General features: G+C 58.5%; 11 protein-coding genes and 4 pseudogenes. 10 read left to right on the top strand and 5 right to left on the bottom strand.

The window, feature by feature from the left end:
• From ACX3P1_RS26815 to ACX3P1_RS26805, 3 genes and pseudogenes are all read right to left on the bottom strand, one after another.
• Positions 1-443, bottom strand: a 443-nt coding sequence (locus tag ACX3P1_RS26815; RefSeq protein ID WP_459082656.1) for a BA14K family protein, incomplete at its 3' end; no start/stop codon positions are given.
• A 263-nt stretch (positions 444-706) separates the two neighbouring features.
• Positions 707-1258: pseudogene (locus ACX3P1_RS26810) on the bottom strand (outer membrane protein assembly factor BamB family protein); the annotation flags it as partial.
• A 602-nt stretch (positions 1259-1860) separates the two neighbouring features.
• Positions 1861-1947 (bottom strand): annotated as a pseudogene (locus ACX3P1_RS26805) (NAD-binding protein); the annotation flags it as partial.
• A 126-nt stretch (positions 1948-2073) separates the two neighbouring features.
• Between ACX3P1_RS26805 and ACX3P1_RS26800 the strand changes: the two are divergent.
• Together ACX3P1_RS26800 and ACX3P1_RS26795 are read left to right on the top strand one after the other, a co-directional pair.
• Positions 2074-3495, top strand: coding sequence for an NfeD family protein (locus ACX3P1_RS26800; protein ID WP_459082654.1), 1422 nt, complete (start codon positions 2074-2076; stop codon positions 3493-3495).
• Between the two features lie 30 nt (positions 3496-3525).
• Positions 3526-4305: a slipin family protein gene (locus ACX3P1_RS26795; protein WP_459082652.1), complete on the top strand. Its 780-nt coding sequence runs from the start codon at positions 3526-3528 to the stop codon at positions 4303-4305.
• A gap of 255 nt (positions 4306-4560) precedes the next feature.
• On the opposite strand, the gene ACX3P1_RS26790 is transcribed toward ACX3P1_RS26795, so the two are convergent.
• The gene (locus ACX3P1_RS26790; RefSeq protein ID WP_459082650.1) at positions 4561-4725 is read right to left on the bottom strand and encodes a hypothetical protein; all 165 of its coding nucleotides are present in this window, start codon (positions 4723-4725) and stop codon (positions 4561-4563) included.
• 103 nt (positions 4726-4828) lie between these two features.
• Positions 4829-5362 (bottom strand): annotated as a pseudogene (locus ACX3P1_RS26785) (TCP-1/cpn60 chaperonin family protein); the annotation flags it as partial.
• A gap of 309 nt (positions 5363-5671) precedes the next feature.
• On the opposite strand from ACX3P1_RS26785, the gene ACX3P1_RS26780 reads away from it, so the two are divergent.
• From ACX3P1_RS26780 to ACX3P1_RS26745, 8 genes and pseudogenes are all read left to right on the top strand, one after another.
• Complete coding sequence (locus tag ACX3P1_RS26780) at positions 5672-6274, top strand: Tim44/TimA family putative adaptor protein (RefSeq protein ID WP_459082648.1); 603 nt, start codon at positions 5672-5674, stop codon at positions 6272-6274.
• A 216-nt stretch (positions 6275-6490) separates the two neighbouring features.
• Positions 6491-6676: a hypothetical protein gene (locus ACX3P1_RS26775; protein WP_459082646.1), complete on the top strand. Its 186-nt coding sequence runs from the start codon at positions 6491-6493 to the stop codon at positions 6674-6676.
• Positions 6677-6893: 217 nt separating this feature from the next.
• Positions 6894-9401: an NAD-dependent epimerase/dehydratase family protein gene (locus tag ACX3P1_RS26770; RefSeq protein WP_459082644.1), complete on the top strand. Its 2508-nt coding sequence runs from the start codon at positions 6894-6896 to the stop codon at positions 9399-9401.
• A gap of 462 nt (positions 9402-9863) precedes the next feature.
• Positions 9864-10262, top strand: coding sequence for a hypothetical protein (locus tag ACX3P1_RS26765; protein WP_459082642.1), 399 nt, complete (start codon positions 9864-9866; stop codon positions 10260-10262).
• Between the two features lie 75 nt (positions 10263-10337).
• Positions 10338-10700 carry a universal stress protein gene (locus tag ACX3P1_RS26760; RefSeq protein WP_459082640.1) on the top strand — a complete coding sequence of 121 codons (363 nt, stop codon included), beginning with the start codon at positions 10338-10340 and terminating at the stop codon, positions 10698-10700.
• A pseudogene (locus ACX3P1_RS26755) lies at positions 10681-10971 on the top strand (SRPBCC family protein); the annotation flags it as partial. The gene ACX3P1_RS26760 and the pseudogene ACX3P1_RS26755, both read left to right, overlap by 20 nt.
• Positions 10972-11000: 29 nt before the next feature.
• Positions 11001-11231, top strand: coding sequence for a DUF488 family protein, N3 subclade (locus ACX3P1_RS26750; protein WP_459082638.1), 231 nt, complete (start codon positions 11001-11003; stop codon positions 11229-11231).
• A 162-nt stretch (positions 11232-11393) separates the two neighbouring features.
• Complete coding sequence (locus ACX3P1_RS26745) at positions 11394-12242, top strand: LysR family transcriptional regulator (RefSeq protein WP_459082636.1); 849 nt, start codon at positions 11394-11396, stop codon at positions 12240-12242.
• Positions 12243-12393 lie beyond the last annotated feature (151 nt).

Below are 12393 nucleotides of genomic sequence, written 5' to 3'. Positions count from 1 at the left end.
GGCCCGTTGTAGGGCTGGAAGGTATTGTCCGAAGAGCGATAGGACCGATACTGGCCGTAGCACCATTGTACGTGTGCGTCACCGCCGCGACGTTCGCGATAGACCGGCGCCGGTTGTGGCTGATTAGCGATCACTCCGCCGATGATCGCCGCTAATCCGAACGCAGCCAGCGGATACCAAAGCCCGTCATTGTGACGACGATACCCATGACGCTTGTTTCGCTCGCCACGATGGCCGTTCCAGTGTCCCCTTCGATGATGGTCTCTCTGAACCCGATGTTTGCGATTCTTCTTACGCCACTGGTCCTTGTATTGGACCGTTTGGACGTTCGAAAACGCGTTGATCTGCGGCATCATTGGAGCCGCGACAGACGGGATGGCGGGCACCAGTCCGAAGGTGAGACTGAGAGACCCTGCGCAAAGCGCAGACACGAACTTTTTCATTGCAACTCCAATTAGCTAAGAGACGACCATGACTGGTTACCCAGTCCCCGCTGAACAGGCTATGAACGGTTCGTTCATGGGGTGGTGAAGCCCGGCGTCCGGCTTATGAGCGGCTCTGCCCATCGATCGGCAAGTTCGCAATTGCGTGACGTCGAGCGACTTTGTCGGCCTGAGCCTGCTTGCCATGGTGGAGTAACAAGAGACGCTTTTGCACGACTACGTAATGTGCGTTGGGTGTTGTTGATGGATGCCTCATGGGCATACCTGACCACGACGGGGGCTGCCGTGCCGGACTCGCCCTTGCCGGACTCGCCCTTGCCGCCATCGGTCTGGTCGCCATTCTTGACCGACCAGATCTGCTTGCCCGTCTTGGCATCGATGGCCACGACGGTGGTGTCAGCTTGGTTGAGCAGGATCATCGCCGGACGGTCGCCATCGGCGGGCGCATAAGCCACGCCACGGTTGACCGTGTCGCAGCACATGATCGGAATGACGTTCGGGTCCTGCCTGGGCTCGTATTTCCAGAGGGTCTTGCCGTCATTGTCGAGGTCGAGCGCGTATACGATATTCGGGAAAGGTGTATGGACATACATCACGTTGCCGATGATCAACGGCCCACCTTCATGGCCGCGCAATACGCCCGTCGAGAAGCTCCATTTGACCTGGAGATCCTTCACATTGTCCTTTGTGATCTGATCGAGCGGAGAATACCGGGTGTTGGCATAATCACCCGTCTGCATCACCCGGTCGTTGGGATTTTCCGCCATCTTGGCCAAATCTTCATTGGCCCAGCGGAATAGGCGGCACCGCACGATAAGAACGCTGTTGCCGTCAGTAGGTAAGTCGCTTTCTTGAGTACACGCATCCGAATTCCTCCTGGATCAATCCGGCTCGTCTCGCTTGGCATTGCCTTGAGCCGTCCTGCTCCTTGAGTGGCTCCAAACGTGATGTTGGCTGGAAATGCGAGAACTACCTGGCACACACGCCAAAAAACGTTGGCGGCGACGCCGGCTCCTCCTAATCTATCCATCAGACAAACGAATTTAATCGGCAGATAAATACAATCATTATGGTGGGTGAGATTTCCTAGGTGCGCGGTCCCGGAATGAGATGGTACGGATTGCGTTTGCAAGACCATGGTGAACCAGAAATTCTCTCCTCTCAAAGCCCGATTCATGGTGTCAGTTGATGCTCAGATATCGTCATAGCTGTGAAGAGCGCCGACACAAACCCAAGTAAAAATGGCCCTAACCAATAGCAGTTCGCTAGGGGGCATCGTCGGTGCCGATCGTGATCCGTTTCCATCGAGCGAAGCATGAAAAATCAACGACTTCATCATCTCTAGCCCAGGGTCACGGTTCTAAGCTACGCCGCAAACTGAGCCAAACGTTCTGACGACGGACAGGTCGTTTACCCACGCCACGACATGAACCTCGATATCGTGGACGCGCAGGGCCGTCGCGACTTCGAGGCCGATGAAACTGGCGCCGAGCACGAACGCGCGCCATCAATCTTGGCTTGTTCGGTGATTTTCCGGCGATCGGAGAACGATCGCAACGCGGTGCGGGCAAACGTGCGGGCCGCCGTCAACAGCTCTTACCTTCCTGTCGTCGCGACATAGATAGTTATTATGAGCACCGAGGCAAAAGCAGCTTGCAGGTGGCGAGGTCGTCTTGGGTTCGTAAGCGCACTTACGGCGGCATTACTGACCCTCGTAGGCCTATTCGGCCTAGTCGCTTCTGCGCAGAGCAGCCGGGTCGCTGTCGTCCTGACGCTGGATGGCGTCGTCGGTCCCGCGACGGCTGACTATATCGTCCGCGGCATCCAGCGAGCGGCCGAGCGGAAGGCGACTCTCGTCGTGCTGCGGATGGACACGCCGGGCGGTCTCGATACCTCCATGCGTGACATCATCCGCGAGATCCTTGCCTCTCCGGTTCCCGTTGCAAGCTTCGTGACGCCCGCAGGCGCGCGTGCGGCCAGTGCAGGCACCTACATCCTCTATGCCAGCCATGTATCCGCTATGACGCCGGGCACCAATCTGGGTGCGGCGACGCCGGTGGCCATCGGCGGCGGTGGAGGCCTGCCCTTCGGTGGGGAGCAGGATAAGGACGATGACAAGGAGGAGAAAGACAAGTCGACAGCGCTCGCCAATCCCTCGGAGGCCAAGGCGATCAATGACGCAGTAGCCTACATCCGCGGCCTCGCCGGGATGCGTGGCCGGAACGCCGACTGGGCCGAGCAGGCGGTGCGGGAGGCGTCGAGCCTGACCGCCACAGACGCCGCGCGCGAGAACGTGATCGACTTCACCGCTAACAGCGTTGACGACCTGCTAGCCAAAGCCCACGGGATGAACGTGCGCGTCGGACATGCAGATGTCGCACTGGACACGCGAGACCTCCTCGTCGAGGAGATCGCGCCCGACTGGCGCACCCGCTTCCTGTCTGTCATCACCCATCCCAACGTCGCCCTCATTTTGATGATGATCGGCATCTACGGGTTGATATTCGAACTCATGAACCCCGGCGCCTTGGTACCCGGCACCATTGGCGGCATCAGTCTTGTGATTGGCCTATACGCACTGGCGGTGCTGCCGGTCACCTATGCGGGCGCCGGGCTCGTCATCCTGGGGGCTGCTCTGCTGGCCGCGGAGGTGGTTACGCCCTCTTTTGGCGTGCTGGGCATCGGTGGAACTGCGGCGTTCATGCTGGGCGCGGCGATCCTGTTTGACACGGACGTACCAGGCTTCCAGATATCGTGGCAGATGCTTGGCGCGGTCGGGATTGCCAGTCTGCTCATGTCACTGCTGGTGGCGTGGCTGGCCTTTACGTCGCGGCGCGGCAGGGTGGTCACCGGCAAGGAACAGATGATAGGCGCCGCCGCCGAGGTCCTGAGCTGGAATGGAAACACTGGCTATGTTCTCGCCCATGGCGAGCGCTGGAAGGCCGTTGCCGACATGCCTCTGACCGTCGGACAGACCGTGCGGATCGAAGATATTGACGGCCTCACGCTCAAGACCACCGCTGCTCCGGCGACGGAAAGCGCACAAAGATGACACTGCTCTTAGTCTCGAGAGGACAATCTCATGGATAACATGTTCGGCGACTTGATCTTCTATCTCGTGCTTGTTGCCATTCTGCTGGGGATACTGGGCTCTACGGTCAAGATCCTGCGTGAATATGAGCGCGCCGTGGTCTTCACGCTTGGCCGTTTCACCGGCACCAAGGGACCGGGACTCATCCTGCTCGTCCCCTTCGTGCAGCAGATGATGCGAGTCGACCTGCGCGTGCTCGTCCTCGACGTCCCGAGCCAGGACGTGATCAGCCGCGACAACGTGTCGGTTCGGGTGAGTGCGGTGATCTATTTCCGCGTCATCGATCCAGAAAGGGCCATGATCCAGGTCGAGAACTACATGCAGGCGACCAGCGAACTGGCGCAAACGACACTGCGCTCAGTGCTCGGCAAGCACGAACTCGACGAGATGCTGGCCGAACGCGACAAGCTCAACATCGACATCCAGGCAATCCTCGACAAGCAGACCGACGCATGGGGCATCAAGGTTGCCAATGTCGAGATCAAGCATGTTGATGTCGATGAATCGATGACCCGGGCGATCGCCCGCCAGGCCGAAGCCGAGCGCGAGCGCCGTGCTAAGATCATCAACGCCGAGGGCGAGCAGCAGGCCGCGCAAAAGCTGCTAGAGGCGGCACAGATACTGGCCAAGGAACCGCAGGCCATGCAACTGCGCTATCTAAGCTCGCTCAACGTGATCGCCGGCGAGAAGAGCTCGACCATTGTCTTCCCTTTCCCGATGGAACTCGCCAGCCTGATCCCAAGCCTGTCCAAAGCGAAGAAGACGCTGTAGTCTCTCATTGAAACGGTGTGGAGGTCGCGTTGACCACTATCCTGCACAACCAAGGTAACTGCCACCGCGCCGCATCTAACCTGAATCGCAAACGAGACCGCCTTTCCTGGTAAGTTGGGTGATAGTGGCTCTCCAGGGGTGGGCCGGCCGAACGGCTCCCTAGGCCCAACCGCCATTTAGGATTCCCAAACCGTGTGATGTCTGATTCATGAGGTGGACAGAAGTATCATCATGAGTGGAGCCGTTATTCGGTGATCAAATAGGGCGCTTGTCCTCGACGTCCTGCCGGTCGTCGCATGCGGTGGAGGCATCAGACTTCTTGTGTTTTTCGGCGGCGAGTTTGCGAACGCGATCAAAGCGGTTTTCTCCAGCCGCCTCAGTCTCAGGCAGAATATTCGTCTTCTGAGCGAACGTAATCATTTGTAAGGCTCCTTGCTTTGACGATGGCCGCGCCAGGGCACACGCTCCAGCGGCGCTCGTCCAGTAACCCGCTTTTGGTTGGCTGGGTTGGTTCGGACGCTACTCAGTACCCCATTCCACCCATGCCGCCGTTGCCCACCGATGCGGCGGAATCCTTCGCCGGAATGTCGGCGATCATCGCATCCGCAGTGATCAGGAGTGCGGCGATAGAGCCGGCAGCCTGCAAGGCTGCTCGCACGACCTTTGCCGGGTCGACAATGCCGGCCTTGATCATGTCGACATAGGTTTCCGTCTGTGCGTCGAAGCCCTGAGCGCGGTCCTTGCTCTCCATGAGCTTTCCCACGACGATCGAACCTTCGACGCCAGCATTTTCCACAATTTGCCGGATCGGCGCTTCGAGGGCCTTCAACACGATCGAGATTCCGGCCGTGATATCGGCAGTTGGGCCGGTCATCCCGGCTAGCGCCGATCGGGCGCGCAGCAGCGCCACGCCGCCGCCCGGCACGATGCCTTCCTCGACCGCTGCGCGCGTGGCGTTCAGCGCGTCGTCGATGCGGTCCTTCTTTTCCTTGACCTCGGTTTCCGTCGCGCCGCCAACCCGGATGACGGCAACACCACCTGCGAGTTTCGAGTATTTGAAGCCACAACAAGATCGACTATTCAAATTTAGAGTTTCGTTTGCGCGAAAGACACGCTCTTGCGTCCAAGTGCCGACAAATGGGAGTGGTCCGGACGTGGCCCTGCCCACCTCTTTCGTTCGCCGGACAATGCAACAATGTTGCATTTATGTGGCATCTAATTGCGTTTGCTTCATCCTTTAGAAGAGGCGAGACTGTAATCGGTTTGGTGGCCGTATCTAGAGCTTCGGACAGAAATTCCGATCCGGTTTATGCCTACAGCCACCTCTGCGTTCTGTCAGGAAGATGCGACGAATGGGGTAGGAAGTTTGACCAACGATCTTTTGATAGTGGCTGTCATTGTGTTGTACTGGGTGTTGCTGGGCAACTGGATCGGAACTACTCCGCGCGCGAATGACGACCAGGCGAAGCGGAAGGAGGCCCCAGCGGATCAACGCAGTGACAGCATCGAAGACGCGTCGCCTTCGGCCGAGCCGCTGGGTGTGATGCAAGAAATAGACAGCAATTTTAACGCCATCGCATTCTTAGCTGGCGCACAGAATGCTTATGAAGTGATCCTGCGAGCCTATGCGGATGGCGAAACCGAGACGTTGAAACGCTTCGTCGGGCCGGACGTTTTCGATGCGTTCGAGCGCGCAATCGCTGAGCGTCAGGGAAGGCAAGAAATCCTGCACCTGACGTTCATCGGCATGAGCAAGGCAGGGATCGTCAGCGTCGTCAAAAAGGGTCGCGTCGTCGAGATCGGCGTTCGCTTCGTTGCCGACGTCATCACGGCAACACATTCGACTGGCGGCATGATCATCGCTGGCAACGCCCGGCAGATTGTCGAGGTAGCGGACGCTTGGGTTTTTGCCCGCGAAATTCGGCCAAGAAATCTCGATTGGAAGCTGGTTGCGACGGACGGCTTTTGACGGCGGGCTTTTCGCCTGGAGATCCTCTTGCGACCACCGGTATGCCGATGATCTGGTCGACCTTCTTAATGTGCAAGGCAGATGCCCGGACTCCTTACAAGCTGTCTTGAGGATATCCACGGGGGTACGTAATGGTCCCAACGACGTCTGGAGCCGATTATAGTGGAACGATCTTCGCACCCTGGCCGTTGTGCTGCATCGTAGTGGAGTTTAGCCATGATCAAAGACATCATTCCGGCCGACAATCAATCGCCTGCCGTCAACCGGAACATCGTTCTGGATGTGGAGGAGTTGGCATTCAAGACAGGTATCACGGGCGACCAAGCTCAGGACTTAATTGATCGCATCGGGACTGACCGTGAGGCGCTTGAACAGGCCGCGCGTTCACTCAAAAGGCAGTGATCTCACCAACCGCCAATAGTACGTTGAATACGTTGATGTTGTCTCGAAAGAGGTGGACAGTAGTCGCGACACAAATCCAAATGGTTTGATTGAAGACTGCCACCTCGGAAGAAATCAAGGCTTTGGCGTTGATTGTCGCAACCTGTCTGTTGGAGCCGCGTTGACGGCTAAGTAGAGCGTAGAACCCGCATTTCTCATCAGGGCTGGCTAATCCGACATGGCAGGCAACTCCGACTTATCAACGTCAGCCGCCGACAGCAGGCCGATCATCCTCGTCACCGGCGGGTCCGGCAACCTTGGTCGTTCGATCGGTCAGGCTCTCGGTCGCGACTACCGCATCATCGGACTCAGCCGTAGTGCAGATGGCTCCAAATTCCCGATCTTTGAAACCGACATTACGTCGGATGCTTCGGTTGAACTGGCGCTTTATAAATTTCGCGACGCATACGGCTCGCGCATCGCCAGCGTCATTCACCTCATCGCTTTCTTCGACTTCTCCGGGGAAGACAACCCGCTCTACCAGTCTGTCAATGTCGACGGTACGCGCCGCCTGCTGGGCGCACTGCAAGATTTCGAAGTCGAGCAATTCGTTTATGCAAGCACGATGCTCGTGCATGCCCCCTGCCGCCCCGGGGAGCGGATAGACGAGAGTCAGCCGATCAATCCGCGGTGGGCTTATCCCAAATCGAAAGCCGCAGCCGAGGAGGTGATCCGCGCCAACCACGGTCGCATCCCTTATGTCATCTTGCGGCTCGCCGGGGTTTACGACGAGCACTCCATGGTGCCGACGATGGCTCAGCAAATTGCGCGAATCTATGAGCGCGACTTCCAGAGCTACTTCTACTCCGGCAGCACTCTCGTCGGCCAAGCAATGCTTCACCGCGAGGACATGCTCGACGCATTCCGTCTCACCGTCGAACACCGAAAGACGCTACCGCCGGAGAGCGCGATCCTCATCGGCGAGCCTGATGCGATCGGCTACGATGCTCTTCAGGACGAAGTTGGTTATCTTCTTTACGGTGCAGATGATTGGCCGACGGTGCGTCTGCCAAAGTTCCTCGCCGCAGCCGGTGCCTGGGTGCAAGGCAAGCTCGAGCCGGTCATACCCGATGTGATCGACCAAGGCGAAGAACCGTTCATCAAGCCGTTCATGGTCGCCATGGCCGACGACCACTACGCTCTCGACATTCGGCACGCGCGCGATTTGTTGGGATGGGAGCCGCGGCATCGGTTGAAGGACGACCTGCCGAAGATCGCTGCGGCATTAAAGGCCGATCCCGCTGGTTGGTATGAGACCAACAGCGTCACGCCCCCGGCTTGGCTTAGCGACGTCACCCGCTTGGGAAAGAACGCCGAGACCCTCAGCGCCCGCCGCCAGGCGCAGGTCAAGGCAGAGCACCGCGCCAACCGTTGGGCGCACTTCGTCAACATCGGCCTCGGAACCTGGCTTCTCACCCAGCCGATGCTGATCAATGTCGAGGAGCCGCTCTTGCGCTGGAGCGAGATCATTCTCGGTGCCGCGCTGATGGTCGGCGCTGCGCTGGCTCTGTCCTGGCGCGCGCAATGGGCGCGCTGGTTTTGCGCCGGGCTCGGCGCGCTGGTGATGGCTGTTCCGTTCCTGTTCTCGACGGCAAACGCCGCCGCCTATCTCTCTGACACGCTCGTCGGCGCACTGATCTTCGGCTTTGCTGTCTGCACCAAGCCCGAGCCCGGGCCATCGGCGCTGGCCGCGCTCACCGGTCCTGAGCTTCCGCCGGGGTGGAGCTATAATCCATCTACCTGGACGCAGCGCTTGCCTATTATCGTGCTGGCAGTCGTCGGCCTCTATGTCTCACGCTACCTCGCCGCCTATCAACTTGGCCATATCCCTGGCGTATGGGACCCGTTTTTCGCCGGCTCGCTCGCCGATCCGCAGAACGGCACTGAGGAGATCATCACCTCGTCGATCTCGGAGGCATGGCCCGTCTCCGATGCCGCTGTTGGCGGGTATACCTACCTGCTTGAGATTCTCACCGGCATCGTCGGCTCACGCATGCGCTGGCGCACCATGCCGTGGCTGGTGGTGCTGTTCGGCCTGATGATCGCGCCGCTCGGCATCACCTCCATCTTCTTCATCATCATTCAGCCGGTCGTCATCGGCACCTGGAGCATCATCGCGCTAATTGGCGCGGCTGCGGTGCTCGTCCAGATCCCGTACTCGCTCGACGAGCTGCTCGCCACGTTACAGTTCCTGCGCCGTCGCGTGAAGGCGGGCCAGAACTGGGTACGAGTTCTCCTTTTCGGGGACACCGACGAGATGCTAGAGCCACGAACTGACGACGCAACCGTCGATGAGTTTGACCAATCGCCCGGCATCGTACTCAAGGGCATGATCGCCGGGGGCGTCAGCCTACCGTGGAACTTGGCTATCTCGGCACTCATCGGCCTGTCTCTTCTGTTCACGCGTTTGACCCTTGGCGCTGAAGGGAGCATGGCAAACGCCGACCACGTGATCGGATCGCTCGTCCTGACCGTGGTCTCGGTCGCCACCGCCGAGGTCGCTCGGCCAGTCCGACATCTGAACATACTGCTGGGAGCAGCTCTGTTCGTGACACCATTCCTCTACGCCGCCGGCCTCGTCGCGACGATCGTGAGCATCGCCTCCGGCGCCGCCCTGATCGCCCTCAGCATCCGCCGTGGACCGATCAAGGAGCGGTACGGCAACTGGAATCGTCTGATAATCTAGCTGGCGAATCTGGGTTTCCCAGTCAAGGAGCAGCAGCGTGTTGTGACACTATTGCCAGATCGTGAGATTGTGACCGTCGAGGGGTGGTTGGCTGATCATCCGCAGATCGAAGTCGTCTCCCGCGACCGCGGCGGCGGATATTGAGAGGCGACGGCAAGGGCATTGCCACACGCGGTAGAACATCCAGAACAATGACAACAATTCACTTAAGCCATTATATCAAATATGCCACACCAAAGCACTCCTGAGGGGCAGGCACCAAACTTGGTCATGTCTATGGAAGTTCCACTCATAATGCTTGGAGTCGGTCGCCCGGACTCGCCGGCCGGCCAACTCGGTATTTATAGTTAGACGAAGTGCATTTGCGGTGCATCAAATCCCGCACCATCGTATGCTTCTACAAGTTTAGAACACGCGGAACCGATGGACGTTCGGCGTTTGCAGCAATGGAGGCTAAATCTGATGAAGCTTATGGTATCCCTCTCCCTGGCGACCTATCCAGAGGCAAACTCTCCGAAAACTGCGGCGAATGCCGTTGCGCTCACCAAGCAGATCGACGCGGCGCTCCATGCTGTTGCCATTAATGTCGACATCCCCGACGTGTCGAACGCGCTGTCGAGCTTCCTGCTGGATCTTCCCGACAAGATACGGGTGGTCGAAGCAACCAGCCACAAATGCGGTAGGGATCTGCTGGAGGTAATTGCGAAAGAAGCGGCGAAAAGCGGTGTGAGCCTGACCACGGAGGAATTGACAGCGCCGCCGGCGTTGATGGCTGATATAGCCGTTATGCAGGCGCGCTATTTTGACCTTTGCGTGCTCGGCTGGGTACAGGACAATCAGACGGCGCGGACTACGGCCTAGGCGATACTCTTCGGTTCGGGGCGACCGGTCATAATACTCCCCGACGATACGGATGTCGGTGCCCTTGGCCATATCGTGGTTGCCTGGGATGGCAGTCGCGTTGCGGCACGGGCCGTTGCCGACGCACAACCGTTTCTCGCACATGCCTCGATGATCACCGTTGTGACCGTGACCGATGAAAAGCGGCTTCCCGGACAAGACATCGGCGAACGTCTTGCGCAGGGCCTAACAACGCGTGGCCTGGTGGCCGAAGCCGTCTCGATACAGGCAGAGGGACGCTCGATCGGAGCTGCACTTCAGCAACATAGCCTCGAGATCGGCGGAAACTTGCTTGTCATGGGTGGATATGGCCACTCGCGGGTCAGGGATTTCGTGATGGGGAGTGCGACCGAAGGTATTCTAACGAATTTGCAACTACCTGTCCTCCTGTCGCATTAGGTTGGGACGAAATGAGATACCTTATCCGACGGAGAATATCTGGCGCGCGTTCACGCAACCACATCTGATCGAGGAGTGGCTCATGAAGAACGACTTCCAACCAGTCGTGGGTCACACTTTTAATCTTCGCGGCGAGTGGCGCGGCATGTTGGGCTGCGAGGTCCTCACCGTCGAACCAAACAAGATGTTGTCCTACACCTGTAATTTTACGAACGAGGATGCGGCCTACAATCTAAAGAGAGTGTGGTGACCTTTACGCTCAAGAAGACGGACGCCGCGATTGATTAATGGGCGAAGAAGTTGGCGCCAAGCCCGGAACTGCGCAAATGGTTAGGACACGATCCGGCACACTGGGAGGAATTCGGCGGGCTCTATTCGGCGGAGATTTTCGGGCATGGCGATGAACTCGACCGGTTACGAGATCTTGCGTGGAAGGGCGTGCTCGCGCCTCTTTCAGCTGGCGCGAGCGATCTTCATTCACCGGCCGACATGCTGGCCATGAGCGTTGGACTGTTTCAGATAGGATCGTAGGCGGCACGAGAAGTAGAAAGTTGTGCCCACTTCAACTGGCACTGCGCAGCATCCAGTGCTTGGCGTGATGGATTTCATCGATGTCTACTGTCGACGCGATCAATTTAGCAAATGAATATGATTGCGGTTTAAGTGCAGCTTTTATGCTACCATGTCGACGACATGGACATCGAACTCGCCCGAACTTTCGTCGAAATTGTTTCAACCGGAAGCTTCATCAGGGCCGCAGAACGCCTGAATGTCGCTCAAACGACCGTAAGTGCGCGGATACGCAACCTGGAGCAGCAGCTTGGGCGACCGCTTTTCGTCCGCCACAAAGGCGGCGCCTCGCTTACGCCTGCTGGCGAACAGTTCCTTCGCCATGCGCCGACATTCGTCCAGCTATGGCAGCGCACGCTCCATCAGGTCGCCGTGCCACCCGGCAGACGCGCTGTGCTGACGGTCGGCAGCGAGGTCAGCCTGTGGAATCCGCTGCTGCTCTATTGGGTCCGGTGGATGCGCCGGTCACTTCAGGACATTGCCCTTCGCGTGCACGTCGACGTACCGCGCGATCTGATCAACCAGGTGGCTTCAGGAATGGTCGATGTCGCCATCATGTATGCGCCACGACATAGACCCGGCCTGAAGATTGATCTGCTCTTGGAAGAAAAGCTTGTACTCGTGACAACCGACCCTGAGGCGCGCATTCTGGACGAGGCCGACTATGTATCCATGGATTGGGGGCCGGATTTTGAGCTCCGCCATAGGCACGACTTTCCAGATCACGCACCCGACCTCGTCGTCGACCTAGGCCCACTGGCGTTAAGCTACGTTCTCCTGGCGGGCGGCTCCGGCTATTTCCGGATGAGCGCTGTACAAGCTCATATAGAGGCGGGCCGCCTCTTTCTCGTGCCCGACATGCCGCAGTTTTCCTATCCGGTTTACGCGGTGCAATCCGCCAATGCCGACGAGAGCGTTGTCGGCCCTGCTTTGGCTGGACTCCACACGATCGCAGAGGGCTGGACCGAATAAAACAGGTGTCCGTTAACCAACGTCACGGCTAGCACCGGAGGAATTTTGCCGGGCGTATATTGTTGGACATAACTTTAGAATGACGCCTTCAAAGTTAAGGGGTGGCCCTGCCTGGCGACGGGGAGTCGGGAAAGGCAGGGTCGACTGCGGG

The sequence above is a fragment of the Mesorhizobium sp. A623 genome, assembly GCF_054489405.1.
This window is presented reverse-complemented; position numbering and strand designations above follow the sequence as displayed.

Bases quoted from the DNA above. Each gene is read 5' to 3' on its own strand.
- ACX3P1_RS26800 (WP_459082654.1), top strand. From the start codon at position 2,074: ATGAGCACCGAGGCAAAAGCAGCTTGCAGGTGGCGAGGTCGTCTTGGG.
- ACX3P1_RS26795 (WP_459082652.1), top strand. From the start codon at position 3,526: ATGGATAACATGTTCGGCGACTTGATCTTCTATCTCGTGCTTGTTGCC.
- ACX3P1_RS26790 (WP_459082650.1), bottom strand. From the start codon at position 4,725: ATGATTACGTTCGCTCAGAAGACGAATATTCTGCCTGAGACTGAGGCG.
- ACX3P1_RS26775 (WP_459082646.1), top strand. From the start codon at position 6,491: ATGATCAAAGACATCATTCCGGCCGACAATCAATCGCCTGCCGTCAAC.
- ACX3P1_RS26770 (WP_459082644.1), top strand. From the start codon at position 6,894: ATGGCAGGCAACTCCGACTTATCAACGTCAGCCGCCGACAGCAGGCCG.
- ACX3P1_RS26765 (WP_459082642.1), top strand. From the start codon at position 9,864: ATGAAGCTTATGGTATCCCTCTCCCTGGCGACCTATCCAGAGGCAAAC.
- ACX3P1_RS26745 (WP_459082636.1), top strand. From the start codon at position 11,394: ATGGACATCGAACTCGCCCGAACTTTCGTCGAAATTGTTTCAACCGGA.